Genomic DNA, 26,117 nt, shown 5'->3' with positions numbered 1-26,117 from the left:
TTTACAATAAAGGCAAATCAACGCCACAATTCTTTGCAAATTAAGATCATGACGTAGCGCACACTTTTCTCCCTAGTATGAGCTGTAGCACCCGAGCGCAATGCCGGGTTCATTCACCGCAGAGGCGCAGCAAAGGCGCCACAGGGCGAAAAGGAGTTGAAGCGCACGATGATCCAACACGAAGTACGGACACGTAAGTCCGCAGAAGAGTTCCCGATTGAAGAGCACCTGGCGTACAAGATTGCTCAGGTTGCCGCTGACCCGGTTGAGGTTCCTGAGGACACCAAGGAAATGATCATCAACCGCATCATCGACAATGCGTCGGTAGCGGTTGCCTCCTACGGTCGTCGTCCGGTGGCTACTGCCCGTGTCATGGCTGAGGCTCACCCGGTGCAGGAGGGTGGTGCCCAGGTCTTCGGCGTGGACGGCGCCTACTCCGCAGAGTGGGCAGCCTTTGCAAACGGCACCGCTGTGCGTGAGCTGGACTACCACGACACCTTCCTGGCGGCTGAATACTCCCACCCGGGCGACAACATCCCGCCGATCCTGGCAGTGGCACAGCACAAGGGCCTGGACGGCAAGGCGCTGATCCGCGGTATCGCTACCGGCTACGAGATCCAGGTCAACCTGGTTAAGGGCATCTGCCTGCACGAGTGGAAGATTGACCACGTTGCGCACCTCGGCCCGTCGGCCGCAGCGGGTATTGGCACCATGCTGAACCTGGACGTGGACACCATCTACCAGGCAATCGGCCAGGCGCTGCACACCACCACCGCAACGCGTCAGTCCCGCAAGGGCCTGATCTCCTCTTGGAAGGCTTCCGCGCCGGCGTTCGCAGGCAAGATGGCCATTGAGGCTGTTGACCGTGCAATGCGCGGCGAGGGCGCGCCGGCCCCGATCTGGGAGGGCGAGGACGGCTTCATCGCATGGATGCTGCACTCCCCAGAGCGCACCTACATCGTTCCGCTGCCGGCACCGGGTGAAGAGAAGCGCGCCATCCTGGACACCTACACCAAGGAGCACTCCGCGGAGTACCAGGCACAGGCACCGATCGACCTAGCTCGCCGCATCAAGGCCACGATTGAAGAGCAGGGCAAGTCCACCAAGGACATCGAGTCCATCGTGCTGCACACCTCGCACCACACCCACTACGTGATCGGTACCGGCGCGAACGACCCGCAGAAGATGGATCCGTCCGCATCGCGTGAGACGCTGGATCACTCCATCATGTACATGTTCGCTGTCGCGCTTGAAGACGGCACGTGGCACCACGTCGACTCCTACACCCCGGAGCGCGCAAACCGTCCGGAGACCGTTGAGCTGTGGCACAAGGTCTCCACGGTGGAGGACCCGGAGTGGACCCGCCGCTACCACTCGACCGACCCGGCCGAGAAGGCATTCGGCGCTAAGGCTGTCATCACCTTCAACGATGGCTCCGTGATTGAGGACGAGATGGCAGTGGCAGACGCTCACCCGCTGGGTGCTCGCCCGTTCGTCCGTGAGAACTACATCAAGAAGTTCCGCACCCTGGCTGAGGGCATTGTGGCACCGGAGGAGCAGGAGCGCTTCCTGACCGCAGTGCAGGATCTGGAGAACCTGACCGACCTCAGCGAGCTCAACATTGTGGTTAACCAGGCTGCACGCGATGCAGCTCCTGAGATTCCGGAAGGCATCTTCTAATGTTCGCACCCGAGAAAACCCCTCACGAGCGCCGCGTGGCGCTGCGTGAGTCCCTGACCAGCGAGACGATTACCAAGCTGCCAGGCGCGTTCAACCCGCTGACGGCGCGCTTGATCGAAGACATCGGCGCTTTCGAAGGCGTCTACGTTTCCGGCGCAGTGGTGGCCAACGACCTGGGTCTGCCGGATATCGGCCTGACCACCTTGACTGAGGTGGCAAACCGCGGCGGCCAGATCGCACGTGCGACCAACCTGCCGGTGCTGATTGATGCTGACACGGGTTTTGGTGAGCCGATGAGCGCTGCGCGTACCGTTGCAGAGTTTGAGGCCGCAGGCCTGGCGGCGCTGCACCTGGAGGACCAGGTCAACCCGAAGCGCTGCGGCCACCTGGACGGCAAGGAGGTTGTGCCGCGTGACCTGATGGTGCGCCGCATTACCGCCGCGGTGCGCGAGCGTCACGACGATGCGTTTGTCATCTGTGCGCGTACCGACGCCGCCGGCATCGAGGGCATCGACGAAGCCATCGAGCGCGCGAAGGCCTACGCCGACGCCGGCGCGGACCTCATCTTCACCGAGGCGTTGTACTCGGAAGAGGACTTTGCAAAGTTCCGCGAAGCCGTTGATACGCCGCTGCTGGCCAACATGACCGAGTTTGGCAAGACCGACCTGATTCCGGCCCCTCGCTTGGAGGAGCTCGGCTACAACGCGGTGATCTGGCCGGTGACCACCTTCCGCATCGCCATGGGCCAGACCGAGGCAATGCTGCGAGACATCGCAGAAACCGGCACGCAGGAGCCGTGGCTGGACAAGATGCAGCACCGTTCCCGCCTGTATGAGCTGGTTCGCTACGACGAGTACAACCAGTTCGACCAGTCCGTCTTCACCTATTCCAAAGACACCTACACCCAGACCTTCAAATAAGGAGTGACCGAGAAATGACTGAGCAAGAAATCCGCAAGGGCCTTAACGGCGTTGTCGCTGACTACACGGCAGTATCCAAGGTCAACCCGGAGACCAACTCGCTGTTGTACCGCGGCTACCCGGTTCAGGAGCTGGCTGAGCACTGCACCTTTGAAGAGGTCGCCTACCTGCTGTGGAACGGTGAGCTGCCGACCCCGGAGCAGCTGGAAGAGTTCCGCGGCGGCTGCATGGAAAACCGTGACATTGATGAAGAACTGATCCAGGTGATCAACTTCATGCCGAAGGACTGCCACCCGATGGACGTGCTGCGTACCGCAGTGTCCTACCTGGGTGCTGAGGATCCGGAGAAGTTCACGAAGGACTCGGATCACCTGCAGTCCATCGGCCGTAAGCTGCTGGCGAAGCTGCCCACCATCGTGGCTACGGATATCCGCCGCCGCCAGGGCAAGGAGTACATCGCTCCGAGCAAGGAGAAGGGCTTCTCCGAGAACTTCCTCTGGATGGTGTTTGGTGATGATGAGAAGTCGCCGGCGAACATCCCGTCCGACATTGAGGCGTTTGAGAAGACGATGATTCTCTACGCTGAGCACTCCTTCAACGCTTCCACCTTCACCGCACGCACCATTGCCTCGACGATGTCTGACGGCTGGTCCGCCATCACCGGTGCAATCGGCGCGCTGAAGGGCCCGCTGCACGGTGGTGCGAACGAGTTCGTGATGCACCACATGGAGGAGATTGGGGACCCGGCGAAGGCTGAGGAGTGGTGCCTGAACAAGCTCAAGAACAAGGAGCTTGTCATGGGCTTCGGCCACCGCGTGTACAAGAAGGGCGACTCCCGCGTGCCGACGATGGAGGCCGCATTCAAGAAGCTCGCTGCTGAGCACCCGGAGAAGGACGCACAGAAGTGGGTTGAGATGTACGACATCATGGCCAAGACCATGCATGACAACACGTCCATCAAGATCCGCCCGAACCTGGACTTCCCGTCCGGCCCGGCGTACTACATCCTTGGCTTTGACATTGAGTTCTTCACCCCGCTGTTCGTGATGTCCCGCATCACCGGCTGGACTGCGCACATCATTGAGCAGTTTGAGAACAACTCGCTGATCCGCCCGCTGTCTGCGTACAACGGTCCGGAGGAGCGTCACATCGAAGCGTAAATAGAGCTTCAAGCTTGACGACGTTTGCGTGAACCACCCCCACCTCCCTACGAAGTGGGGGTGTTTGCGTGCGGAGAGCGAACTTTTTCTCCAGTTTCTAGGTGATACCAACCCGCACTCCGATACTATTTGAAACATACTTGCAGTCATTTGCAGCCATTGCGAAAGGAAAAGCGATGAATCCGGACACGCTTCCACTGAACGAACTTCCCACCTTTAAAAAGATTCTGGTGGCCAACCGTGGCGAGATTGCGGTGCGAGCGTTTCGTGCCGCCTTTGAGACCGGCGCGAAGACTGTTGCTGTCTACCCACGTGAGGACCGCAACTCTTTCCACCGCCCGTTCGCGGATGAAGCGGTACAAATCGGCGTTGAAGGCCAGCCTGTCAGGGCTTACCTAGACATTGAAGAGATCATCCGTGCGGCGAAGCAGACCGGCGCGGATGCGGTGTACCCGGGCTACGGGTTCCTCTCTGAGCGTGCGGATCTTGCTCGCCGCTGTAAAGAGGAGGGCATTAAGTTCATTGGCCCTACCGCCGAGACCCTTGAGCTGACGGGTGACAAGGCGGCAGCTGTGCAGGCCGCACAGCGCGCTGGTCTGCCAACGTTGAAGGATTCGGAGCCGTCCGCTGACCCGAAGCAGTTGGCTGAGTACGCCAAGGAATTTGAGTTCCCGGTGTTTGTGAAGGCAGTAGCCGGCGGTGGCGGCCGCGGTATGCGCTTCATTGAGAAGCAGGAAGACGTAGAGAAGCTGGCTGCTGAGGCGTCGCGTGAGGCAGAAGCTGCCTTCGGTGACCCGAACGTCTACATCGAGCGTGCCGTGATCAACCCGCAGCACATTGAGGTGCAGATCATGGCCGACAGCTACGGCAACGTGGTCCACCTCTTTGAGCGTGACTGCTCGGTGCAGCGCCGCCACCAGAAGGTGGTTGAGATTGCACCCGCGCAGCACATTACGGAGGAGCAGCGTCAAGCCATCTGTGCCGACGCGGTGGCGTTCTGTAAGGAGATTAACTACGAGGGTGCGGGCACCGTCGAGTTCCTTGTAGATGAGAAGGGCAATCACGTCTTCATCGAGATGAACCCGCGTGTGCAGGTGGAGCACACGGTGACTGAGGAAGTCACCGGCATCGACATTGTGAAGAACCAGATGTACATTGCCGCCGGCGCGAAGCTGGAGGATGTGCACCTGACCCAGGACCTCATTGAGGTCACTGGTGCTGCGCTGCAGTGCCGTATTACCACTGAGGATCCGCACAACGGTTTCCGTCCGGATTCCGGCACCATTACTGGTTACCGTTCCCCGGGCGGCGCGGGTGTGCGTTTGGATGGCTCGGTGGCCGTGGGCACCCCGATCACCCCGAACTTTGACTCCCTGCTGGTGAAGATGACCTGCCGTGGGCGTAACTTCCAGGTGGCTGTGGACCGCGCGCTGCGCGCACTCAACGAGTTCGCCATTGATGGCCTGTCCACCAACATTGGCTTCCTGCGTGCGCTGCTGAGTGAGCCGGAGTTCCGCTATGAGCGTGTGAACACCAGCTTCATTGCAAAGCACCCGCACCTTTTGGATGCTCCGAACGCTGCGGATGATGCAGGCAAGATCCTGAACTACCTGGCTGAAGTGACCGTGAACAAGCCGAACGGTCCGCGTCCGACGAACATTCAGCCGTCCAAGAAGCTGCCGAAGCTGGACTACACGGACACCCCGCGTGGTTCCCGCGATGATCTTCTGGAGTTGGGCCCGAAGAAGTGGGCAGAGAAACTGCGTAACCAGACGGCACTGGGTGTCACTGAGACCACGTTCCGTGACGCGCACCAGTCCCTGCTGGCAACGCGTATCCGCACCAACACTCTGGTTGCTGCAGCCAAGCACGTTGGTCACCTGACTCCGCAGCTGACTTCCGTGGAGGCATGGGGCGGCGCCACCTTCGACGTGGGCATGCGCTTCTTGCACGAGTCCCCGTGGATGCGTTTGGACGAGCTGCGTGAGGCCATGCCGAACGTGAACATCCAGATGCTGCTGCGTGGCCGCAACACGGTGGGCTACACGCCGTACCCGGATTCCGTGACCCGCGCGTTTGTGCAGGAGGCCGCAACCTCCGGTATTGACATCTTCCGTATCTTCGACGCCCTCAATGACGTCAGCCAGATGCGCCCGGCGATCGACGCGGTGCTGGAGACCAACACCACCGTCGCTGAGGTGGCCATGGCGTACTCCGGCAACCTGCTGGATCCGAATGAGGACCTGTATACGCTGGATTACTACCTGAAGCTGGCTGAAGAGATCGTTGAGGCTGGCGCCCACGTCCTGGCTATTAAGGACATGGCTGGCCTGATGCGTCCGGGCGCGGCAGCGAAGCTGGTCAAGGCACTGCGTGAGCGCTTCGACCTGCCGGTGCACGTGCACACCCACGACACCGCTGGTGGCCAGCTGGCTACCTACCTGGCTGCCGCAAACGCTGGTGCTGACGTGGTGGACGTGGCCTCGGCACCGCTGGCAGGTACCACCTCCCAGCCGTCCATGTCCGCACTGGTTGCCGCGTTCGCAGACACGGAGCGTGACACCGGCATCTCCCTGCAGGCGGTCTCTGACATGGAGCCGTACTGGGAGGCTGTGCGCCAGGTCTACGCACCGTTTGAGTCCGGCATCCCGGGCCCGACCGGTCGTGTGTACAAGCACGAGATCCCTGGCGGCCAGCTGTCCAACCTGCGTACGCAGGCGAAGGCCCTGGGCCTGGAGGATCGCTTCGAGCTCATCGAGGACTACTACGCAGGTGTGAACACCATTCTTGGCCGCCCGACGAAGGTGACCCCGTCGTCGAAGGTGGTAGGCGATCTTGCGCTGCAGCTGGTGGGCCAGGGCGTGAGCCCGGAGGAGTTCGCCGAGAACCCGCGCAAGTACGACATTCCGGAGTCCGTCATCGGCTTCCTGCAGGGTGAGCTGGGTACGCCTCCTGGCGGCTGGCCAGAGTTGCGTGAGAAGGCCCTGGAGAACCGCTCTGTGGTTGACCACACGGTGGATGTGCCGGAGGAGCTCGTGCCGGATCTGGAGGGCACTGACCACGTTAAGCGTCGCGTGGCGTTGGACAAGCTGCTCTTCCCGAAGCAGTACAACGAGTTCCTGGAGCACAAGCGCACCTACGGCATCACTGACCAGCTGGGTGACAAGACGTTCTTCTACGGCCTTGAAGAGGGCGAGGAGACGATGATCTACTACGGCGAGATCGATGCGAACATCCCGCCGCTGGTGGTCCGCCTGGATGCGGTTGGTGAGCCGGATGAGAAGGGCATGCGCCAGGTCATCCTCACCGTCAACGGCCAGGTTCGCCCGATGCTGGTGCGCGACCAGAACGTCGAGTCCACCGTGGCTGAGGTGGAAAAGGCTGACAGCTCCAACCCGGGCCACGTAGCAGCGCCGTTCGCCGGCGTGGTCAACGTGACGGTCAAGGTTGGCGACGAAGTCAAGGAAGGCGACCCAGTTGCCACCATCGAAGCCATGAAGATGGAGGCTGCGATCTCCGCACCGAAGTCTGGCACGGTCGAGCGCGTAGCCCTGTCGCAGGCCACCAAGGTGGAAGGCGGCGACCTGGTGGTGGTTATCGCCTAAGTGCCGTTTTCTTCATGACGATTGCGTCGGTCTCTCCTTGCCGGGGAGTCGGCGCATTCGCTGTATAGCCAACAACTCAGTGAAGATAATGGCAGGCTAACCTAATATTGGATCTATGCTCTTAGATCCCTCCACATTTTGCACAACCGAACTGACTGATAGGCCGCAGCGTGAGTTGGCCGAGATTATCACGGTACGTGTTGCGAAAGTTGAAAAAGTTGCTCTCGACCTGCTGGAGATTACTGTCTCTGCGCCTGCTCTGCGGGAACATCGCCTTATTGGGCCGGATGAATTCTTTGGTCTTCTGATCCCTTCCCCGGGCCGAGAATACGTACCCGTACCTCGTCCGACGAGTGGTAATCTGCGTAGCCATCTTGCCCAACTCTCTGATCCTGAGCGGCCAGAATTGCGCTGGTATACGGTGCGGCACCTTGATCGCCGTGTCGGAGCTCTCGCGTTCCAGGTGGTGACTCATGGCGTGACCGACCCTGCTGACCCTGCAATTGGTCCAGCTCTGCGCTGGGCGCTCGGCGCGAGTCCGGGTGATATTTGTGGGATTTCTCCGACGAATGGTCTCTGGTGTCGGCACTACGCGGCAGGCTCTGGTTCGCAGTTGCTGATCGCGGATCCCACGGCGGCACCCTCAGTTGTTGCGGTGCTCGAGTTTTTGCAGAGTTTTCATCCTGATGAACTGCGTAATACTGGAGTAATTCTTGCTGCGCCATCACTCAATAGTTTTGAACCCGGCATAGGGGAAAAATGGGCCACCCGGTTGGGGGTGTTTCATATGGTGACGGCACCGCAGGAGGAGCTTTTGGTAGCTGTTCTGGACAGGCTACGAACGCTTAATCCGGCTGGGTATGTGTGGTGCTGCGGCGAACGGGCGTTTGCGGCGGGGGTCCGCAGGTTTAGTGTGTCTGAATGGGGGATGGACCCACGGGATGTGACGTTTAGCGGGTTTTGGATTGAGGGTCAGGCGAGAGGCTAGACAGAACTATCGGTTAGGTTAGCTTTGCCTAATCTATTTACTGTGTTAGGCTTGCCTAATTCAAACTGTGGCTCAGGTGTGTCTGGGCTATCCCTCTATCGGAGAAAGGTCTCCCATGCGTATAAAACTCGCCGCGATCCTTACTGTCGTTGCTGGCTTGGCACTCACAGGGTGCAGCCCTTCATCTTCTTCTAGCAACGAACCCGCGGTGAGCAGTACTAGTTCCGCGCCTGATGCGGCAGTGTTCGCCCACCCGAATATCGAAGGTCTAGAGATCGAGTTTGCTAAGCAGCCCGAGAACATTGTCATGGACTGTTATGCGTACTCCACGCTCAACGAGTATGGCTTCAAGCCGAGTGCGATCTTCGGCTACCAATGTGATGACCCGACTGTGATGGACGGCGTAGACACAACCGGAATTGAGCAGATTGGCACCGATGGCGAAATCGACTTGGAGAAGCTTGCTCAATTGAAACCTGACGCGATCGTCGGGTTTGGGACTGCTGATGGGTGGCAATGGTTTAAGGAGGATGTTAACGCGCAACTCACCCGCGTAGCGCCGTTTGTACCCTTGCCGAGCGGCGACACTATCGACGAAGGGATTGCAAATGTGCGCGAACTCGCGGACTTCCTAGGTGCGGATCTCGGTGATACGAACATCACGCAGGCCGACAAGGATTACGAAGCTGCGAAGAAGAACTTTACCGAGGCTGTTTCGGAAAAGGATCTGACATTCCTGCTGGCCAACGCGAAGCAAGAGATGCTATACACGCGAGCTGGTGGGCCACAGGCGCTGCTGCTAGAGCAGCTGGGTGCAACCCTTGTAGGTCCGACTGAGGGGGACGGGGGAAGTCCGTGGGCGTGGATCGCCTGGGAAGAGGCTTCGCAGTACCCAGCTGACGTCATACTTGTTGAGCATTATGACGAAGCCAACCCTTTCACTGCTGAGCTGTGGGACGCTCTGCCTGCCGTGAAGGCCGGGCAGCTCTACAACTGGAACTCCAAGGGTACTCTTACTTCCCGATACTACGCAGATTGGCTTGATGGCCTTGCCGAGAAGGTGAAGACCTTCAACAAGGTTGTGTAGAACCACTCGATTTCAACAAAGCATAATGGCAATTACCGTGGCACCCGCATGCCCAGCTGGCAGTGCAGCATCAGCTATGCCGACTCGGCATCCTCTCGCGTACCGGTTTGTCGGTGCTGGCATACTGCTGCTTCTGCTCGCTGTGACGTTGGTGCTTAGCCTCATGGTGGGAGCACGCGCAGTGAGTGCGGGAGAAGTGTGGCAGTTTCTCCTGACGCCTGATTCAGCGGACCCCATCTCACAGGTGGTTTGGCAATCCCGCGTTCCTCGCACCGTGTTGATCTTGGTCGCGGGAGCAGCGTTTGGAGTTGCTGGGGGTTTGATGCAGGCAGTAACGCGAAATCCCTTGACAGATCCAGGAATCCTTGGTGTCAATGCTGGGGCTTCGTTGGCTGTTGTTGTCGGTATTGCCTACTTTGGCATCACAGAAATCAACCGCTATATGTGGTTAGCGTTTAGCGGCGCGGTTGTAACCTCCCTGGCTGTGTTCCTTATAGGGAACACCGGGCCTATGCGTGGCAACCCGATTCGCATGACGCTCTCAGGAGTAGCTATTGGCGCTGTCCTTGGTGGATTCACCTCGGCTGTCCTGCTCACTAACGCTGACGTGTTGAAGAAGATGCGCGGCTGGTCTGCTGGCACCACTGCTAATCAAGCGCTAGAAAATACGCTGTCAATCGCACCGTTCGTCGTGGTTGGATTAGTGCTCGCACTCGCACTCACGAAGTCGCTGGACGTGCTCGCACTTGGCGACGCTGCGGCTGTTGGCATGGGAGCAAATCCAAACCGTGTGAGGCTCATTGCGCTGCTGGCGATTGCTTTACTGGCTGGTGGCGCAACGGCGGCAGCAGGTCCGATCTCGTTTCTCGGTTTACTAGCGCCACACTTAAGTCGGATGATTGTTGGCCCGCATCAAGGGTGGATCATGGCCTATTCAATTCTTCTTGCCCCAACCATAATGGGGTGCGCCGATGTGCTGGGCCGAATCATCGTGCAGGGGGAGATACCGGTCGGTGTTGTTACGCCATTTATCGGTGCGCCCCTGCTTATCGTTCTGGCACGTCGCCTCCGGGTGGCTGAGCTATGACGCCATCTCAGCAGCTTGACTACGGACGGAAGATTGTCCGTCTTGGTCCTCGTGATCGCCCTGTCGTTGTCACTGATGTCCGCGCACTTGTAGTCACTACCGTCCTTCTTTTTTGTGCAGGTGCATGTGGTGTTTTTGCGCTCTTCACAGGGTCGGCGGCAGTTGGCGTTGTTGAGGTATTCGACGCGCTTCGCGGGCGAGGCGATGAGTTCACCACAATGGTGGTTGTGGACTGGCGTGCCCCACGAGTGCTGATGGCACTTGTTCTCGGGGCTGGCCTGGCCCTATCCGGTGCCCTCTTCCAAAACCTCACCAATAATCCGTTGGGATCGCCGGATGTCATCGGATTCCAAACGGGTTCCTATACCGGGGCGCTGATCGTACTTCTCGTCCTCCGGGGTGGTGCTCTGGAAACCTTGCTTGGCGCACTTGCCGGAGGGATAGTGACTGCTGTCGCCGTGTTTCTGCTTGCTTCGAAAAATGGCTACGCGCGAGGGGTGCGGCTAATCATCATCGGAATCGGCGTAAGCGCGATGTTGGCAGCAGTAAATACTTGGTTGTTGCTCACCGCGTCGGTCGAAGACGCGATCATGGCAAGCTTATGGGGCGCAGGCAACCTTTCTGGTACTTCCTGGAAGCAACTTATGCTTGTGGTTTCTGGCACTGCAGTATTCATTGTGGGAACGGCTTTTCTTGCGCGCCCGCTGCAGCTTACTCAGATGGGCATTCCTTTTGCCACGGCGCTTGGGCAGAACGTCCGAGTTGTGCAGATCAGCGCGATTATTGCAGGCATCGGTCTCACCGCACTTGCTACCTCCACTGTCGGTCCGATCTCATTCATTGCACTCGCCGCGCCTCAGATCGCTCGTCGCCTTGTGCGCTCGGACGGTCTTGCGTTAGCACCTACTGCCGCGACCGGCGCCCTCTTGCTCATCCTTGCAGACACCGTTGCGCAACGCATTTACCCGACGTCTCCGCTGCCTGTAGGCATTGTCACAGTGTCCATTGGCGGTATCTATTTCCTCCTACTGTTGCTTAGGGAAGGACGAAAATAATGGCCCGTCTTTGCACAGAAAATGCAACGTTGGCTTACTCCGACACCGCGGTGATCTGCCGTGACGTGACTATTCAGATTCCGGATGATGAATTCACCGTTATCGTCGGACCGAACGGATGCGGTAAATCGACGCTGCTGAAATCCCTGACGAGGCTTATTGCGCCGGTTTCCGGAGTGACCCTTTTGGACGGCAAGTCTCTCCACAGCCAACCCACAAAGCAGGTAGCACGGCAAGTCGGGCTTTTACCCCAAGGTCCAGTCGCGCCAGACAGTATCCGCGTGATCGATTTGGTTTCCCGAGGAAGATACCCACACCAGAGTCTGTTTCGGCCTTGGTCGCAGGAAGATGAACGCGCCGTCAGCGCTGCGATGGATGCGACGGGAGTGAGAGAACTCTCCGGCAGATTTGTTGATGAGTTGTCGGGTGGCCAGCGTCAACGTGTGTGGATGGCAGTGGCGTTAGCACAAAACACGCCTATTCTGCTGCTTGATGAGCCGACTACGTATCTGGACGTTCGACACCAACTAGAGTTACTCGAGCTTTGTCGCGAATTGAACATGCGCGACGGCTACACCCTAGTGGCGGTACTCCATGACCTCAACCAAGCAGCCCGCTACGCCGATAACATAATTGCCCTGAAAGAAGGAGAAGTTGTTGCGGTGGGGCCGCCTGCTGATGTCATCACAGAGTCACTGGTACGTGAAGTGTTTGGGGTGGAGGCACGGGTCATTACTGACCCCGAATCTGGCAGCCCACTGATGATCCCGCGTTGGGGGAGTGGCGTTACCGCAGGTGTGGGCACCTAGATGTCGAGGACCATCACGTTCTCGGCATCCGGGTAGTCGCGGAAGCCGAATGCTTCGTAGCGGTGGCGTGCACGCGGGTTGTTGGGGTCAACCCACAGCGCAAGCTGCGGCGCGCCCTGTTCACGTGCAAGTTCCGCTACCGCCTCAAGCAGGCGGGCCGCCAGGCGGTTGCCTGCAAAACGGTTCTCTACCGCAATCGCAAGCTCCGGCACGTTGGGAGCAACGTTGGCGTAGCCGTCAGTCGGCTTTTCCCAGTAGCGCAGCCATGTGCCGCCGGCGGGCGTGCGGAATTCATCAAAGGCGATGATGCCGCCGTCACGTTCCGGATCCCAGTTGTCGATGTAGGGGGCGACGCCGGAGAGCGAATCTTCAGCCATCGCAGCAGTTTCATCGCCGAAGACTTCAGTGAGGTAGTTCAGGCGCAGCAGATAGGTGCGATCCGACTCGGTTGCTCGTTTAAACGTGAATTCAGGCATGCGCACCATCGTATTGCGTCGTATTGGTTGTGGTGGCGGCGGGGTTGTAGGGTTTTGCATCATGCAGCAAAAAACGGTGGCTCTAGCAGTAGCGTCTGCAATGATGGCTGCAGCGGTGCCGACGGTGGCAACAGCGCCCGCCGCGCACGCTGACACAGGTATCGAAGCAGTCACCGTGCGCCAAGGCGACCGAATCAGGGTGGGGGAGTCCTCCCAGTGCACGCTTGGCTACATTGAGCAAAGCCCGTCGGGTCCGGCCGGCTACACCGCTGGTCACTGTGGCAAAAACCGCACTGAGAAGGTCTACGTCCAGTCCGGTGACCAGTGGGTGCTCGTTGGGGCAACAGTGCGTTCGGGGAAGTACAACCCGAAACACACTGGCAGTGACTGGGCATTGATCCTGTTCAATCGCGGCGTCCGGTTGGAGGGCAACCCGCTCTCCGGCGACGCAAGGACGGACATCGATGAGCTGAAATCCGGCGACAAGATTTGCTTCGCCGGCGCTACAACGCAGACCACCCGCTGCGGCGATTTCATAGGCACGATCGGTGGCAACATTTACTGGGAAAACACGGGCGCGCGTCCTGGTGATTCCGGTGCGCCCGTGTGGCGCGAAGGCGGCGGCTTCCTGGGCGTCCTTGCAGGCCAGAACATTGTGAGTGCCTCGGAGCAGGATCAGCTCGTAGCGCTTCGGGCGTCTATTACTGAGGACGCCGAGGCGCCTTCTTCGGATGAAGAAATGCGAAAGATCGCCGGTTTCTATGAGAAAGACGGCACCAACGCTATCTCGGTGAAAACCCCAGTTGTGGTGCCAAAGGGTGGAGCGTCCACACCAGCAGGCAACACCACTGGCGGATCAAGCAACCCGGAGACGATCGCGATGGTGCTCATTGCCATCACCGCCGTGCTTGGCTTGGCGCTGCCGGCGTTTGCCCAGGCAGCGAACATCCAGCTGCCGTTCTAGCTGTTTGATCCGGCCCGGCGATCCGGCCCGGAGAGAGCGCTACTTCAACTCCATGAGAGCTGCGCCCTTGTTCACCTGGGCACCAGCCTCAACAGCTAGGGCAGTCACGGTACCGGACTTGTGTGCCTTGACCGGGTTTTCCATCTTCATCGCCTCAAGCACCACAACTACGTCACCCTCAGCAACTTCGTCGCCCTCGGCTACGTTGAGCTTGATCACGGTGCCCTGCATCGGGGAGGCAACCGCATCGCCAGAGGCGGCAACCTTTGCACCAGCGGCGCGGCGACGCTTCTTGCGCCCGTTGCCCACTACTAGCGACGCCGGCAGCGCCACCTCAATACGACGCCCACCAACCTCAACGGCAAAGCGCTGCTTCTCGCCGGGCTCTTCAAGGTCATCGCCAAGATCCAGGTCATCGGTCGGGGCGAGCTCGCTCGACCATTCCTCTTCAATCCAACGGGTGTAGACGGTGAAGTTGTCGTTAGGTGCGGTAAACGCAGCGTTCTCAAGCATGGCCCGGTGGAACGGAATGACCGTAGGGATGCCACCTACGATGTATTCGTCCAAGGCGCGGCGGGCACGCTCAATGGCCTGGGTGCGGTCCTCGCCGTAAACAATCAGCTTGGCCATCATGGAGTCGAACTGGCCGCCAACCACGGAGCCTGCACGCACGCCTGAATCCACACGCACACCCGGGCCAGCCGGCTCCGCGTACGTAGTGATCGTGCCCGGTGCGGGCATGAAATTCTCCGCAGCGTCCTCACCGTTAATGCGGAACTCAATGGCATGACCGCGAGGCGTTGGATCTTCCGTAAAACGCAGCTTCTCGCCAGCGGCGATGCGGAACTGCTCACGCACCAAGTCAACGCCAGTGGTGGCCTCTGTAACCGGGTGCTCCACCTGCAGGCGGGTGTTGACCTCAAGGAAGGACACCAGGCCGTCAGCGGCAACGAGGTATTCCACCGTGCCCGCGCCGTAGTAGCCAGCCTCGCGGCAGATGGCCTTGGCGGACTCGTGGATGCGCTCGCGCTGCTCATCAGTCAAAAACGGCGCCGGCGCCTCCTCAATGAGCTTCTGGAAGCGGCGCTGTAGCGAACAATCTCGCGTGCCCATCACCACAACGTTGCCGTGTGTATCCGCCAACACCTGGGCCTCAACATGGCGGGCCTTGTCCAGGTAGCGCTCCACGAAGCACTCACCACGACCAAACGCCGCAGTGGCCTCACGCGTTGCGGACTCAAACAGCTCCGGAATTTCCTCGCGGGTGTAGGCCACCTTCATGCCGCGGCCGCCGCCGCCAAACGCGGCCTTAATAGCCACGGGCAGGCCGTGCTCATCCGCAAAGGCCACAACCTCATCGGCACTGGCAACCGGGTCCTTCGTGCCCGGCGCCATCGGCGCATTCGCACGCTGCGCAATCTGGCGCGCAGTCACCTTGTCGCCCAGTGCAGCGATGGACTCCGGCGAGGGGCCAATCCATGTCAGACCAGCGTCAATAACCTTCTGGGCAAACTCGGCGTTCTCAGACAAAAAGCCGTAGCCCGGGTGGATCGCATCCGCCCCGGAGTCCGCGGCGGCCTGCAAGATCTTGTCCATATCCAGGTAGGACTCCGCCGCAGTAGTGCCGCCGAGGGCAAACGCCTCATCGGCCAAGGCAACAAACGGGGCATCCGTATCGGGCTCCGCGTAGACGGCTACAGACGCAATACCTGCATCTTTTGCAGCACGAATAACACGCACGGCGATTTCGCCGCGGTTAGCAATCAGGACTTTCGTTAGCACCTTAGTTAGATCGGTAGACACGCATCTTCCGTTTCATTTCTTAGCGGTTAGAACTACCAATCATATCGCCCAAAGGCTACGCCTTGGCCACGGGCACGCGTACCATGTTGCCCCATTCCACCCAAGAGCCGTCATACAACGAGATGTCCTCAAAGCCCAGGATGTGCTTCAACACAAACCACGTGTGCGCAGAACTCTCACCGCTTTGGCAGTACACCACGGTCTTTTTCTTCGGGTCGAAGTCCTTATAAATCGCCTCGATGTCCTTACGCGCACGGAACAGTGAGTTGGGAAATACTGAACGGCCCCACGGCACATTCACGGCACCCGGGATGTGGCCGTGGCGGAAGGTGCGCTCGGTCATGTTGGAGCCGTCGTAGAGTTCCTTCACGCGAGCGTCGATAAGCTGGATGCCCTCAACCCCACCCAACAGGTCAGCCGCAAAGGTGCGAACTTGCGCATCGTTGCGCTGCGGAACAGGGTAGGTGGACGGGGTGCATTCCGGCACCACGAACGACGTGTCGCGCTCTTCGCCCATCCAGGCGTCACGGCCACCGTCAAGCAAGCGCACGTCTGGGTGGCCGTAAATCTCAAACACCCAAGCCGTGTATGCCGCCCACCAGTTCGCGCGATCACCGTAGATAACCACCGTGTCATCACGGGAGATGCCACGCTGCTCCATGAGCTTGGCAAACGCCTCAGCATCCAAGATGTCACGAATCACCGGATCATTCAGATCCCTGGTGAAGTCAATGCGCATGGCGCCAGGGATATGGCCAATGTCGTAGAGGTATGCGTCCGCATCACTTTCAACAACCTTCAACCCGTCCATACCTAGGCGTGCGGAAAGCCACGCCGGTGAAACAAACTTCTCGGGGTTGGAAAACTGCTGAAATTGGGGGCTTGTGTCTAGTTCAATTCCCACGTTGGGATCCTCCTCGGGCGAACTGGAGCGGCTTGGGCGAAGCTCGCGCGAACGAAAAAATGCTGTTACGCCAAACCCTACCTTTGTGCAAGAAGCAACGGGCCCAAGATGGGAAAAATTGGTAAGATCTAACCCTTATTAATGCGGGTAGCGGGGTGGTGTGAAGTTAAACACTAAATGCCGTACTAAGTCGGCTAATACACCTTGGGCGCAATAAGGTCATACATGAAACATGTTGATCTACTCCGAAGGGGAACGTAGTGAAGAAGGCAATTGTAGTTTTTGAGGTCGAGGGCGGCTCCGACAAGTACATTGACGGCCACCGCAAGGACACCATGCCGATTGTCAATGCGATCAAGGACAAGGGCTGGCACGCTGAGGTTGTCTTCTTCCGCCCTGAGTGGTCCGAGGACCTGTTCAAGTACGTTTCCGAGAACTTTGATGCGTACATCTCCCGTGTGAACCCGGGCAACATCCCGGGCGGCGAGAAGGGCTACTTTGACCTGCTGACCCGACTGTCTGAGGCTGGCCTGATTGGCATGTCCACCCCGGAGGAGATGATCTCCTACGGCGCGAAGGACGCCCTGGTGAAGCTGAACAAGACGGACCTGGTCCCGTCTGACACCGCCGCGTACTACGACGTGGAGACGTTCAAGAACACCTTCCCAACCTCCCTGTCCTACGGCGAGCGTGTGCTGAAGCAGAACCGTGGCTCCACCGGTTCCGGCATCTGGCGCGTGCGCCTGGCGGATCCGGAGCTTGCCGCTTCCGTGGAGCCGGGTACCGCTCTGCCGCTGGACACGAAGCTGCGCTGCACCGAGGCTGTGGACAACCACACCGAGGAGCGCGAGCTGGGCGAGTTCATGGAGTTCTGTGAGCAGTACATCGTGGGCGACAACGGCATGCTGGTTGACATGCGTTTCATGCCGCGCATCGTAGAGGGTGAGATCCGCATTCTGCTGGTTGGCCCGCACCCGGTGTTTGTTGTGCACAAGAAGCCTGCTGAGGGCGGCGACGCGTTCTCTGCAACCCTGTTCTCTGGTGCGAAGTACACCTACCAGAAGCCGGAGGAGTGGCAGGAGCTGGTTGACATGTTCGCCGACGCCCGCCCGGTCATCGCTGAGAACCTTGGTGGCGACAACATTCCGTTGATCTGGACCGCGGACTTCATGCTTGCGGATGATGACGAGACCGGCGAGGACACCTACGTCCTCGGCGAGATCAACTGCTCCTGCGTCGGCTTCACCTCTGAGCTGGACATGGGCATCCAGGAGATGGTTGCAGAAGAGGCAATCGGCCGCGTGGAGGCAAAGCACGCCTAAGGGCTTTCTGCTTGCCGACGTCTAATGCGTCCCCCACCACCCCCGCCACCAAGCACGGTGGCCGGGGTGGTTTTCTTTGGCGCTAGTCGGTGCTAGTCGTAGGTGCCGAGCATGTAGAACCCGCTTTGGTCGCTCCACCGTTGGTAGAACTCGGCCACGTCGCCTTCGGTGGCGGCGATGCCGCCGCTTTGGGTTTGAATACGCACGGTGTATTGGGCGGTGAACCCTTCGGCAGTGGAGCGAGTACGTTCGCTCCAGGTAAATTCCAGCACCTTGTCTTCGACGAGTTGGATGGAGTCCACTCGGCCGAAGATGTGCATGTCTATTTGTGGTTTGCCGTAGGAGTAGAACGCAACACCGTCGGTAATAGATCCGGCGGTACCGGCAGGCCCGTTGACATCACCAAGCTGGCCGTCGAAGACGATCCAGGACAGCGGCGCGCAGGGATCGTAGTGGTTATCAATGTTGTCGATCCAGAAGTTGTAATCACTGCCATCGGCTGCAGGCATCCGGCCCGGTGCAGTGCCGGTCTCATACTGCTTGCGTGGGTCCTTCGGCAGGTTCGCGCAAGTGTCGTCCGGCTGCGAGGTGGTTTCCGGCGGAGCCTGTGTTGAGGTTGTGGTGATGACCTCTGTAACCGTGGGTGTTTCGGGTGCCGCTTCCGGTGCTGCGTCCACCGAGGTGAAAATCGCCTCCGTGGCGCTGTGCTGCCTGGGCTGTTCAGCGCCGCCAGCGCCGCACGCGGCGAGTGCCAACGGCAGGAGTAGTGCGGCGCCGGCGATCCCCGCGCGGGTGCTGGCTGTCATTTTTACGCCTCCTGGCTGTCCAGAAGCGCCGCTACGCTTGCCGGGTCAGCGTCCGAAAGCATCTGGCGGCAGCGGTCGTACTCAGCGTCATCGCCAATAACCTTGGACGCCAACGCCAACATCGCAATCGCCTTTAATACCGGCTGGTTTGCCTCGTGCGATGCCGGGACCGGCCCCCAGCCCTTCCAACCGTTGGCACGCAGACGGTCAAGGGAGCGGTGGTAGCCGGTCCGTGCGTAGGCGTAGGCAACAATCTGGTTTCCCTGGGCCAGTTCGCGCTCGGCGCGAGCCGCCCACAAAGCAGGGGAGTCAGGGTGTGCGATTGCCGTTGCGTCATCCAGCAAATCTTTACCGTGGGCTGGGTCTTCAGGCAGGTGTACTGGCGGGGGAGCAAGCATATCGTTGAATTCCATGGCCCCACGTTACCGCGCAAAGGCAGACAGAGGCGTCTAGAGTGGGGGATCGAAAACTTTTCAACGATTAACGATTAAGGAGAGTCATGTCCAACCCGTACAACCCGAATGGTGCAGACGACCAAAACGACAAGCCAGATTTCACCGCTGAGCCGACTCCGGAGACCTCCAGCGAGCAGACGACTGAGTTTGGCAGCACCTCTGGCAGCACGTCCAGCAGCGCTGACTCCGCTGCGTCTGAGTGGGGCACCCCTTCTCAGCCGCAGTATGGCCAGGGTGGTTACACCCCGTACGGCGAAAACCAGTACGGCCAAGGCGGCTCCCAGGGCGGTTACGGTCAGGGTGGTTACGGCCAGTCCCAGTACGGTGACGCACAGTACGGTGACGCGCAGTACGGCCAGGGTGAGCACCAGCAGCACGATTACTCCCAGCAGCAGTACCAGGCGCAGGCTCAACCGCAGGGCCAGTATGGCCAGTACGGCTACCAGCAGCAGGGCCAGTACGGTCAGGGTGATTTCCAGCAGGCGCAGTACGGCGCTGGTTACCCGCAGGGCGGCTACCCGCAAGGCTACGGTCCGCAGGGTCAGTACGGTGTGCCGTCGAGCAACAACGGCCGCAAGAAGCCAGGCGACGGCTTCTTCCAAGCCCTGTTCGACTTCTCTTTCAGCCGCTTCATCACCATTGACTTTGCCAAGGTTATTTACGCTATCTTCCTGGGTCTCATCGCACTGGCCTGGGCGGCTGGACTGATCGCTTCCCTCATCGGCTTCAGTGAGGGTGTTGGCGAAGGCTTCCTGGGCCTGATCGTGTACTTGATCGTGGGCACCGCGTTGGCGCTGTTTGCTACGGTTGGCGCGCGCCTGAGCCTGGAGTTCTACGTGGCCACCGTGAAGACCGCGCAGAACACCTCCAAGCTTGTTGAGTTTGAGCAGGACAAGGCGGACAAGGCAGATTCTGACGCCTAGTAGCTCACTAACGCCCCAAGCGTGATGGGCCCGACCACACGGCCGGGCCCTTTTTGCTGGTTCTTTTTGACGGCAGATTGCCAGCTGACGGCAAGGGTGCTTTGGGGTGTGCAACTTTATAGTGGGGCCTACCTGCCCGGTTTCAACCTGAACTGTTGCAAAGGAGTCCCGATGGCAAGCGCAATGTATACCGCACGAACCGGCACGTATGAAGAGTTCATGGACGTTTTTGATCCCGAAACAGATGACGTGACTGCGATGCTTCGTGAGGGACTGATTAACCCCGACCCCGAAGCCCGCGCCAAGATTGCAAACGACATGTTGGACAGGGGAGCAGACGCCGCGTCGGTGGAGTATGGCAACAGCACGCTTGCGCTGCTGCTTGGCGGCAATGAGCGCCTAGGCAAGGGCGACGGCGCGTTGGCGAAGCGCTTGGTTGCTAGTGGCGCTGATGTGAACCGGCGTTCCCGCGGTGATCTGCCGCTGCGTCTGGCCATCACAATTGATACGGATGATGACGAAGAGCGTCGTGAAGTTTACGAAGCCCTCTTTGGATCTGAGGATTTGGATTTAAGCCTGCCGTCGAGCGAGCGCAACCCGATCAACACGATTGGCGGTTGGCTGCGGATGAACATAGACGGGCGCCCCGGCAAGCTCGATGTCCTGGACGAGTTCCTCAAAGAGAGCGGCTACTAGGACAAGCGGCTACTAGGACTCCCAGAAATCCGAGGCGTCCAGCCCGAAGCGGTACAAACACTTGCGCAGCAGCGGCATTGATAGGCCGATGACGCTGGTTGGGTCGCCGTCGATGGAGTCGATGAACCAGCTGCCGAGCGCCTCCAAGGTAAACGCGCCCGCGCAGCCCAGCGGTTGGCCGGAGTGGGCGTAGGCGGCGATGTCGGCGTCGGACACCTCGCCGAAACGAATCGCGGTGGAGACCGTGTCCACCGCCCACTCGCCGCGGAAACACACCGCGTGGCCCGTCAACAGGTGCGCTGTCTTTCCGCGCTGCGCTTTCCAACGCTCAATCGCTCGCTCGGGGGTGTGCGGTTTGCCCAGCAGCGTGCCGTCTAAAAGCAACATGGAGTCACACCCAATGACCACATCTTCCGGAAACTCCGGTGCAACCGTCTCCGCCTTTGCGCGGGCGAGGGCGCTGACGATGTGGTGCGGTTCAGCGTCTGCAAGCTGAGCGATCAGCGCGTCCTCATCAATGTTGGCCGGGCGAAGAACGGGGCGGACCCCACCTTGCTCGAGCAGCATGCGTCGCGACGGTGACTGCGACGCCAGCACCAACCGCATCTAGAAATACACCGCGCTATGAAACGCGTGCGGGTTAAACAGCGGGCCGCGGTAATTGCGCGGGGCAGGAGCGCCCCAACCGTTCGCGTCCGCAGGAGCGGCAGCTGAGTTCTTCGCCTTCAGCTCCTGCAGCACCTGCACCAAGGCAGCCAGCTCGTCTTCAGTGGGATTGCCCTTTAGAACCTCAATATCCATTGCAAAACCCTCCTACAGCGGCATGTTGCCGTGCTTCTTCACCGGCGGGTAGACAACCTTGCGCTCCAACAGGCGCAGGCCCTCAAGCACTTGGGTGCGGGTCTGGGAGGGCTCAATCACCGCATCTACAAGACCACGCTCGGTAGCAACGTAGGGGTTGAGGTTTTCGGCCTCGTACTCGGCGACGTCGGTACCAATAGCCTCGGCAGCTGTCGCGGCATCCGCCAGCGCGATCTGCGCAGTCGGCCACGCAAACACCAAATCAGCGCCCAAGCCCTTCGAACCAAGCAGCGCATACGCTGTGCCCAGCGCCTTGCGGGTAATCACAGTCACCGTGCCCACCTGGGCCTCAGCGAACGCGTAGGCCAGCGCTGCCGCGCCGCTGAGAGGGGCATCCTCGCCAGCGGGGATAACGGCATCCGCACAGTCCACGAACTGCACCAGCGGCAGGTTGAAGCCGTCGCAGGTGCGGATGAAACGCGCAGCCTTGCGTGCCGCGGAACCCGTGAGCGCGCCACCATTAACCTGCGGCTGGGTGGCCACAACGCCAACGGCACGGCCACCGATGTGCGCCAAGCCAGTGAGCACGCTGCCAGCCGTCTGCGCGCCGAGCTCGAAGAAATCACCGTCCGTGACTGCGTTGATGATCTCACGGACGTCATAGTCCTGGGAGTCATCGTCTGGCATGAACGTGTCCAGGTCCAGCTCGGAAGTCTTCTCCGCTTCCGTGCCCAGCGGGGAAGCGGCAACGTTGTTCAGTGGCAGGAAAGCCAGCAGGTCGCGCACCTGGGCAATTGCCGCACCGTCCGTGTCCACAGTCAGATGTGCCTCGCCGCCATCGAAGGAAGCGCCAGCCACCTGGACCACGAAATCTGCCAGCGGCACCGTGGTTGCCGGAAGGGATGCTGTATCACCTGCTACCACGGCGATCTGCGGCACCAGACCCGACGCCTGGGCGGCTGCACGCAAAATCTTCGCCTGCATGTGGGCAGTAACAATGCCCTCCTGGAAACGCGGGCCAACCGAGTCATAGATGCCAATAACCGGCACGCCGGTCTTCGTTGCCAACTCGTAGAGTTTCAGGATTTTTTCGGCGTAGACTTCGCCCATCGCACCGTCGAAAAGCGAACTGTCCTGGGAAAACACGAACACGCGGCGGCCGTGCACAAGACCGTAACCAGTGACCACGCCGTCGGTGGCGGGCTTGGTGCGGTACATCTTGTAGGCCTCGATCCGGTGGCGGGCCAGCGCGTCAGTCTCCACAAACGTGCCGCTATCCAGCAGCAACTCAACGCGCTCGCGGGCGGTGGCACTGCCGTTTTCGCGCACGGCATCGATCGCCTCCTGACCGGCAGGGACCTGCGCCTCGGCGAGGCGATCGCGCAAATCCTGGATGCGACCGGCGGTGGTGGTCAAATCGGGTTTGGAAGTCATGGGGACCTAGTTTAGTGCCACAACTGCCTGTGCCTAATCAGGGCGAGATGGCCGTGTCACACGACACGCAGCTTGGATGAGCGGGATCTGCAGCGGAAGGCGAGCAATACCGGCCGCTTGCTGGTACCAGGGCTTCTTGCGCCACTTCCAGCTCATGTAGAAATTTGCAGGCCACACCGCCGTCAGCAGCGCGGCGGACATGTATCCGCCGGCGCGACGCATTGCCGCTGACCTGCGTACGTGATCCGGGTTGCTGCGCGGGCCAAGTGCTGGGGAGGCGAGCAGCACCGCGGCAAGCAATTCGGCGGCTCCGGAGGCGTATGTGTAGTTGCGTGCGGGTCCTGGAAGCTGCGGCGGGACAATGCTGTCGAAGGGCTCGGGCTTGAGGAAATGGAGCACACCGGAGCTGACGAACAGCGGAATGAGGGTGTTGGAAGGGATCTGCATAGGCATGATCGTACCCGGTTTTGGGAACAAGTGTTCTGGAATTTGAGAGGGCGTGTGGGGTACGCCTTTTACACTGAAATCCCAACACCGGGGAACAACATTTTGGACAAAGGAGGTCCTTATGAACCAAGCAGAGCGACAGAGCGAAGTACTTTCCTTCGACACCACCATCCACGGCACGAAGCTGCACGCAGAAGTTGAAATCAGCCCGCGCGGCACCCAGTACCTGACGGAAGCACAGATGGATGCCACCCGTGCCTTGCTCACGCACCTGGCAAACGTTGCGGCTGAGTACCAGCCTGAGGAAGACACGCGCGATGAATCGCTGGATGCCTACGTGGTGCTGGCAGACACGTTCCAGGTACTGGACCTGGCACGTGCGGCGGTGGATTCACGTCCGAAGGAGGCGATGCGTTACTTCTGGCACGCAGCATCCAACCTTGAGGTGCTGCAGGCGTGGGACCCACGTTTTACCCAGGCATACCTAGTGGCGCGCTATGGCGAGGAGTTGGCGGGCAACTTCGTGCTTGAGCCTCTTGAGGAGCTGTGTGAGCAAATCGAGTCCTGGATGCCGCAGCGCTACGCGGGCCCTGGTTTTACGCAGCGCCGCGTAGTGGTGGATGACCGTCAAAGTGCGGAGGATTTCCAGCGCACCTTAACGCCTGACCATGAGGCAGTCAGCGTGCTCATGGTGGATGATGAGGACTTGCCAGCTGATGAATACCAGCTCACCGGGCGCACCGTGCTGCCTGTGCCGATGTTCCCAGACGGCACGCTTGATACACGCGCCATGGTGCGACGCATCATGGATGACCAGTTTGTCACCTGCAAGTTTCACACTGACCGTCCTGCCTTCCACCTCCTGCGTACGCTGACCAGTGCCGCCCAGATGCAGCTTGTAGAGCGTCGTGGCAGCACGCCTGTGGAGTTCTACTCCCATCTGGCGCACGCCAAGCAGCTTTGCCGACTGGCACGCCAGGACCGCTTCTTGGCAGACGGGGTATATCGCCGCACTGCGATTGATGCGCTCTACAGCAGCCTGATTACCGTGTCGTTGTTCAGCGACGAGTGGGTGATGCCGAAGTACCTGGCCAAGCTCGCCGCAACGCTGAATGAAGACCTTGGCAGTGATGATGTGATTTACACCGTCCACGCCATTGAAGCTTGGTTGCCGCGTGACATCCGTGAGCTGATGCCGCGCGTGTGGAACGAAGAGCTTGACGCACAACTGCAGGAGCCGCTGGTAGCCGGCTTGAACGTTCTGCCTGGGGCGCGCTTCGTGGCCGTTTTGGATGAGCAGACGCAGGCGGATTTCGAGGAAACCGGGCTGCCCGACGTGGACAAGTTCAGCCCCATCGATTTGGGTCCCGAGCTGGGCGAAGACGCACTTGAGGTGCTGTCCATCCCGAACATCTCGGTGTTCCGCACCTGGGTATAGGCATCAAGACGCCTGCGCGTCGTAGGCTTGGAGGCCATGAGCGTGAAAAACCTCCAGCGAATCCAGGAAGCGGTCGCACAGTATTGGTCTGATGTGCAGTGGGTTGAAACCACCGGCTCCACCAACGCGGACATGCTGGATCGCGGCACACCCGGCAGTGTGCTGATTGCAAACGAGCAGACGGACGGCAAGGGCCGGCTTGGCCGCCACTGGGTGTCCCCCAAGGGCGCCCAGCTAGCTATGAGCATGGTGCTTGAGGTCCCGGAGCCGGCACCGGCGTTCGGGTTGCTGTCCATTGCGCCGGGCGTGGCAGTGACAGACGTGCTGCCGCAGGCACAGCTGAAGTGGCCGAATGACGTGCAGATTAAAGGCAAGAAAATCGCAGGTATTTTGTCGGGCCTGGACTTTCCAAAGGTTGTTGTGGGCATTGGCATCAACCTGAACATGAAGGAAGACGAGCTGCCCACAGACATGGCAACCGCACTGAACCTTGAGGGCATCGACGTTGATTTTGATGACTTCACCATTGCAGTACTGAACGCCATGGGGCGTCGCTTCCAGCAGTGGACGCAGCGCGACCCGCAGCTATTGGAGGATTACCGTAAGGTGTGCTCCACCATCGGCCAGCCAGTGCGCATCGAGCTTCACAACGGTGAAGTGGTTGGCACCGTCGACGGTGTGAATGATGAAGGCGAAGTGATCATTGACGGCACCGCGTACGCCGTTGGAGACGTGCACCACCTGCGGCCAACCAGTTAACGCAGCCAGCTAGTAACATCTACCCGCGTGGCACGACAGGCGCACAAACAGGTGCAGTTCAAGGTAGGCGAGGACGAGGTGGTCCTTGCCGACGTCACTGCGCCCGTCAGCGACCTTATCTTCCCGCTCCTTGAGCTGATCCTGATTACGGGTATCTGCTGGATCGCCATCGGCTGGATGGATGTCACCGCCACAGTCCCCTTAGTGGCGCGCAACGCCATGGTCATCCTGTGGTTGGTCTTAGGCTGTTGGCGCTTCGGCCTGCCGGTGATTCGGGGGCGCCGTCGCCGCTTCGTGGTCACCGACCGCAGGGTGCTCGCCCGCGGGCGTACCGGCAAGGTCGATTCCATCCCGCACTCCCAAATCCACTCGGCGCGCCGGGCAGACGGAGGCTTGAACCTGGCGGTGTACGGGTTTCCACGCCCGATCCGTTTTGATCAGGTTGGCAAAGCCCGCCAGGTGGAGAAGCTGATCAACTCGCTGTAGCCAGCAGATAAA

The 26,117-nt window shown here is 60.0% G+C and carries 25 protein-coding genes; 16 read left to right on the top strand and 9 right to left on the bottom strand.

Translation table 11 applies throughout. The features are described from left to right. Positions 1-168: 168 nt before the first annotated feature. The 9 genes from prpD (at position 169) to HMPREF3104_RS00960 (ending at position 12,391) form a co-directional block, all read left to right on the top strand. On the top strand, positions 169-1,680 hold the full coding sequence (gene prpD / locus HMPREF3104_RS01000) for a 2-methylcitrate dehydratase PrpD (protein WP_070493366.1): 1,512 nt from the start codon (positions 169-171) through the stop codon (positions 1,678-1,680). Beyond that, complete coding sequence (prpB, locus tag HMPREF3104_RS00995; protein ID WP_052205268.1) at positions 1,680-2,600, top strand: methylisocitrate lyase; 921 nt, start codon at positions 1,680-1,682, stop codon at positions 2,598-2,600. Before prpD ends, prpB begins: the two co-directional genes overlap by 1 nt. A gap of 14 nt (positions 2,601-2,614) precedes the next feature. Next, positions 2,615-3,760, top strand: a complete 1,146-nt coding sequence (locus HMPREF3104_RS00990; protein WP_052205267.1) for a bifunctional 2-methylcitrate synthase/citrate synthase — start codon at positions 2,615-2,617, stop codon at positions 3,758-3,760. Positions 3,761-3,936: 176 nt separating this feature from the next. Continuing rightward, positions 3,937-7,365 (top strand): pyruvate carboxylase, encoded by a 3,429-nt coding sequence (locus tag HMPREF3104_RS00985; protein ID WP_070493363.1) that lies wholly within the window; start codon positions 3,937-3,939, stop codon positions 7,363-7,365. Positions 7,366-7,480: 115 nt separating this feature from the next. Continuing rightward, positions 7,481-8,353, top strand: a complete 873-nt coding sequence (locus tag HMPREF3104_RS11885) for a siderophore-interacting protein (RefSeq protein WP_083278833.1) — start codon at positions 7,481-7,483, stop codon at positions 8,351-8,353. A 208-nt stretch (positions 8,354-8,561) separates the two neighbouring features. Then, positions 8,562-9,440: an ABC transporter substrate-binding protein gene (locus tag HMPREF3104_RS00975; RefSeq protein ID WP_246816284.1), complete on the top strand. Its 879-nt coding sequence runs from the start codon at positions 8,562-8,564 to the stop codon at positions 9,438-9,440. 25 nt (positions 9,441-9,465) lie between these two features. Beyond that, positions 9,466-10,527: a FecCD family ABC transporter permease gene (locus HMPREF3104_RS00970; RefSeq protein WP_083278832.1), complete on the top strand. Its 1,062-nt coding sequence runs from the start codon at positions 9,466-9,468 to the stop codon at positions 10,525-10,527. Further along, complete coding sequence (locus HMPREF3104_RS00965) at positions 10,524-11,582, top strand: FecCD family ABC transporter permease (RefSeq protein WP_070493354.1); 1,059 nt, start codon at positions 10,524-10,526, stop codon at positions 11,580-11,582. The genes HMPREF3104_RS00970 and HMPREF3104_RS00965 overlap by 4 nt, the downstream gene beginning before the upstream one ends. After that, positions 11,582-12,391 carry an ABC transporter ATP-binding protein gene (locus tag HMPREF3104_RS00960; protein WP_070493351.1) on the top strand — a complete coding sequence of 270 codons (810 nt, stop codon included), beginning with the start codon at positions 11,582-11,584 and terminating at the stop codon, positions 12,389-12,391. Before HMPREF3104_RS00965 ends, HMPREF3104_RS00960 begins: the two co-directional genes overlap by 1 nt. Here HMPREF3104_RS00960 and HMPREF3104_RS00955 read toward each other — a convergent pair. After that, a complete protein-coding gene (locus HMPREF3104_RS00955; protein ID WP_070493467.1) occupies positions 12,388-12,867 on the bottom strand; it encodes a GNAT family N-acetyltransferase in 480 nt (159 codons plus the stop codon). The genes HMPREF3104_RS00960 and HMPREF3104_RS00955 overlap by 4 nt on opposite strands. A gap of 61 nt (positions 12,868-12,928) precedes the next feature. On the opposite strand from HMPREF3104_RS00955, the gene HMPREF3104_RS00950 reads away from it, so the two are divergent. Further along, a complete protein-coding gene (locus HMPREF3104_RS00950) occupies positions 12,929-13,831 on the top strand; it encodes a chymotrypsin family serine protease (protein WP_141738069.1) in 903 nt (300 codons plus the stop codon). A 39-nt stretch (positions 13,832-13,870) separates the two neighbouring features. Here HMPREF3104_RS00950 and HMPREF3104_RS00945 read toward each other — a convergent pair whose 3' ends face one another. Together HMPREF3104_RS00945 and HMPREF3104_RS00940 are read right to left on the bottom strand one after the other, a co-directional pair. Next, complete coding sequence (locus HMPREF3104_RS00945) at positions 13,871-15,634, bottom strand: acetyl/propionyl/methylcrotonyl-CoA carboxylase subunit alpha (protein WP_070493345.1); 1,764 nt, start codon at positions 15,632-15,634, stop codon at positions 13,871-13,873. Between the two features lie 55 nt (positions 15,635-15,689). Beyond that, a complete protein-coding gene (locus HMPREF3104_RS00940; RefSeq protein WP_070493342.1) occupies positions 15,690-16,538 on the bottom strand; it encodes a sulfurtransferase in 849 nt (282 codons plus the stop codon). A 260-nt stretch (positions 16,539-16,798) separates the two neighbouring features. On the opposite strand from HMPREF3104_RS00940, the gene HMPREF3104_RS00935 reads away from it, so the two are divergent. Next, a complete protein-coding gene (locus tag HMPREF3104_RS00935; protein WP_052205258.1) occupies positions 16,799-17,860 on the top strand; it encodes a Cj0069 family protein in 1,062 nt (353 codons plus the stop codon). Between the two features lie 92 nt (positions 17,861-17,952). Here HMPREF3104_RS00935 and HMPREF3104_RS00930 read toward each other — a convergent pair whose 3' ends face one another. Continuing rightward, positions 17,953-18,666, bottom strand: a complete 714-nt coding sequence (locus HMPREF3104_RS00930) for a hypothetical protein (protein WP_070493339.1) — start codon at positions 18,664-18,666, stop codon at positions 17,953-17,955. A 2-nt stretch (positions 18,667-18,668) separates the two neighbouring features. Continuing rightward, positions 18,669-19,079: a DUF3151 domain-containing protein gene (locus HMPREF3104_RS00925; RefSeq protein WP_070493336.1), complete on the bottom strand. Its 411-nt coding sequence runs from the start codon at positions 19,077-19,079 to the stop codon at positions 18,669-18,671. An 86-nt stretch (positions 19,080-19,165) separates the two neighbouring features. Between HMPREF3104_RS00925 and HMPREF3104_RS00920 the strand changes: the two genes are divergently transcribed. Further along, positions 19,166-20,044, top strand: a complete 879-nt coding sequence (locus tag HMPREF3104_RS00920; RefSeq protein WP_070493333.1) for a DUF4282 domain-containing protein — start codon at positions 19,166-19,168, stop codon at positions 20,042-20,044. 171 nt (positions 20,045-20,215) lie between these two features. Further along, positions 20,216-20,740 carry a hypothetical protein gene (locus HMPREF3104_RS00915; RefSeq protein ID WP_070493329.1) on the top strand — a complete coding sequence of 175 codons (525 nt, stop codon included), beginning with the start codon at positions 20,216-20,218 and terminating at the stop codon, positions 20,738-20,740. A gap of 12 nt (positions 20,741-20,752) precedes the next feature. Here the strand turns inward: HMPREF3104_RS00915 and HMPREF3104_RS00910 are convergent, their stop codons facing one another. Genes HMPREF3104_RS00910 through HMPREF3104_RS00895 form a run of 4 tightly spaced genes read right to left on the bottom strand, consistent with a single transcriptional unit; the run spans position 20,753 to position 23,422 of the window. Continuing rightward, the gene (locus HMPREF3104_RS00910; protein WP_070493327.1) at positions 20,753-21,346 is read right to left on the bottom strand and encodes a Maf family protein; all 594 of its coding nucleotides are present in this window, start codon (positions 21,344-21,346) and stop codon (positions 20,753-20,755) included. Then, positions 21,347-21,541, bottom strand: a complete 195-nt coding sequence (locus HMPREF3104_RS00905; protein WP_052205252.1) for an acyl-CoA carboxylase subunit epsilon — start codon at positions 21,539-21,541, stop codon at positions 21,347-21,349. A gap of 12 nt (positions 21,542-21,553) precedes the next feature. Then, on the bottom strand, positions 21,554-22,975 hold the full coding sequence (locus HMPREF3104_RS00900; RefSeq protein ID WP_070493324.1) for an acyl-CoA carboxylase subunit beta: 1,422 nt from the start codon (positions 22,973-22,975) through the stop codon (positions 21,554-21,556). A gap of 33 nt (positions 22,976-23,008) precedes the next feature. Continuing rightward, a complete protein-coding gene (locus HMPREF3104_RS00895) occupies positions 23,009-23,422 on the bottom strand; it encodes a DoxX family protein (RefSeq protein ID WP_052206438.1) in 414 nt (137 codons plus the stop codon). Positions 23,423-23,543: 121 nt separating this feature from the next. On the opposite strand from HMPREF3104_RS00895, the gene HMPREF3104_RS00890 reads away from it, so the two are divergent. The 3 genes from HMPREF3104_RS00890 to HMPREF3104_RS00880 are packed head-to-tail and all read left to right on the top strand — an operon-like array spanning position 23,544 to position 26,105. Continuing rightward, the gene (locus HMPREF3104_RS00890; protein WP_070493321.1) at positions 23,544-24,860 is read left to right on the top strand and encodes a hypothetical protein; all 1,317 of its coding nucleotides are present in this window, start codon (positions 23,544-23,546) and stop codon (positions 24,858-24,860) included. Between the two features lie 36 nt (positions 24,861-24,896). Further along, positions 24,897-25,619: a biotin--[acetyl-CoA-carboxylase] ligase gene (locus HMPREF3104_RS00885; RefSeq protein ID WP_070493318.1), complete on the top strand. Its 723-nt coding sequence runs from the start codon at positions 24,897-24,899 to the stop codon at positions 25,617-25,619. A gap of 27 nt (positions 25,620-25,646) precedes the next feature. Then, positions 25,647-26,105 (top strand): hypothetical protein, encoded by a 459-nt coding sequence (locus HMPREF3104_RS00880; RefSeq protein ID WP_246816281.1) that lies wholly within the window; start codon positions 25,647-25,649, stop codon positions 26,103-26,105. The last annotated feature ends 12 nt before the right edge of the window (positions 26,106-26,117 follow it).

It is taken from the genome of Corynebacterium sp. HMSC30G07, from assembly GCF_001806945.1.
Lineage (GTDB): Bacteria > Actinomycetota > Actinomycetes > Mycobacteriales > Mycobacteriaceae > Corynebacterium > Corynebacterium riegelii.
The sequence above is the reverse complement of the archived record's forward strand: the minus strand, read 5'-3'. Positions and strand labels throughout refer to the sequence as shown.

Bases quoted from the DNA above. Each gene is read 5' to 3' on its own strand.
- HMPREF3104_RS00915 (WP_070493329.1), top strand. From the start codon at position 20,216: ATGGCAAGCGCAATGTATACCGCACGAACCGGCACGTATGAAGAGTTC.
- HMPREF3104_RS00965 (WP_070493354.1), top strand. From the start codon at position 10,524: ATGACGCCATCTCAGCAGCTTGACTACGGACGGAAGATTGTCCGTCTT.
- HMPREF3104_RS11885 (WP_083278833.1), top strand. From the start codon at position 7,481: ATGCTCTTAGATCCCTCCACATTTTGCACAACCGAACTGACTGATAGG.
- HMPREF3104_RS00920 (WP_070493333.1), top strand. From the start codon at position 19,166: ATGTCCAACCCGTACAACCCGAATGGTGCAGACGACCAAAACGACAAG.
- prpD (WP_070493366.1), top strand. From the start codon at position 169: ATGATCCAACACGAAGTACGGACACGTAAGTCCGCAGAAGAGTTCCCG.
- HMPREF3104_RS00930 (WP_070493339.1), bottom strand. From the start codon at position 18,666: ATGACAGCCAGCACCCGCGCGGGGATCGCCGGCGCCGCACTACTCCTG.
- HMPREF3104_RS00900 (WP_070493324.1), bottom strand. From the start codon at position 22,975: ATGACTTCCAAACCCGATTTGACCACCACCGCCGGTCGCATCCAGGAT.
- HMPREF3104_RS00895 (WP_052206438.1), bottom strand. From the start codon at position 23,422: ATGCAGATCCCTTCCAACACCCTCATTCCGCTGTTCGTCAGCTCCGGT.
- HMPREF3104_RS00950 (WP_141738069.1), top strand. From the start codon at position 12,929: ATGCAGCAAAAAACGGTGGCTCTAGCAGTAGCGTCTGCAATGATGGCT.
- HMPREF3104_RS00910 (WP_070493327.1), bottom strand. From the start codon at position 21,346: ATGCGGTTGGTGCTGGCGTCGCAGTCACCGTCGCGACGCATGCTGCTC.
- HMPREF3104_RS00885 (WP_070493318.1), top strand. From the start codon at position 24,897: ATGAGCGTGAAAAACCTCCAGCGAATCCAGGAAGCGGTCGCACAGTAT.
- HMPREF3104_RS00985 (WP_070493363.1), top strand. From the start codon at position 3,937: ATGAATCCGGACACGCTTCCACTGAACGAACTTCCCACCTTTAAAAAG.
- HMPREF3104_RS00990 (WP_052205267.1), top strand. From the start codon at position 2,615: ATGACTGAGCAAGAAATCCGCAAGGGCCTTAACGGCGTTGTCGCTGAC.
- HMPREF3104_RS00970 (WP_083278832.1), top strand. From the start codon at position 9,466: ATGGCAATTACCGTGGCACCCGCATGCCCAGCTGGCAGTGCAGCATCA.
- HMPREF3104_RS00925 (WP_070493336.1), bottom strand. From the start codon at position 19,079: ATGGAATTCAACGATATGCTTGCTCCCCCGCCAGTACACCTGCCTGAA.
- HMPREF3104_RS00890 (WP_070493321.1), top strand. From the start codon at position 23,544: ATGAACCAAGCAGAGCGACAGAGCGAAGTACTTTCCTTCGACACCACC.
- prpB (WP_052205268.1), top strand. From the start codon at position 1,680: ATGTTCGCACCCGAGAAAACCCCTCACGAGCGCCGCGTGGCGCTGCGT.
- HMPREF3104_RS00960 (WP_070493351.1), top strand. From the start codon at position 11,582: ATGGCCCGTCTTTGCACAGAAAATGCAACGTTGGCTTACTCCGACACC.
- HMPREF3104_RS00955 (WP_070493467.1), bottom strand. From the start codon at position 12,867: ATGCCTGAATTCACGTTTAAACGAGCAACCGAGTCGGATCGCACCTAT.
- HMPREF3104_RS00905 (WP_052205252.1), bottom strand. From the start codon at position 21,541: ATGGATATTGAGGTTCTAAAGGGCAATCCCACTGAAGACGAGCTGGCT.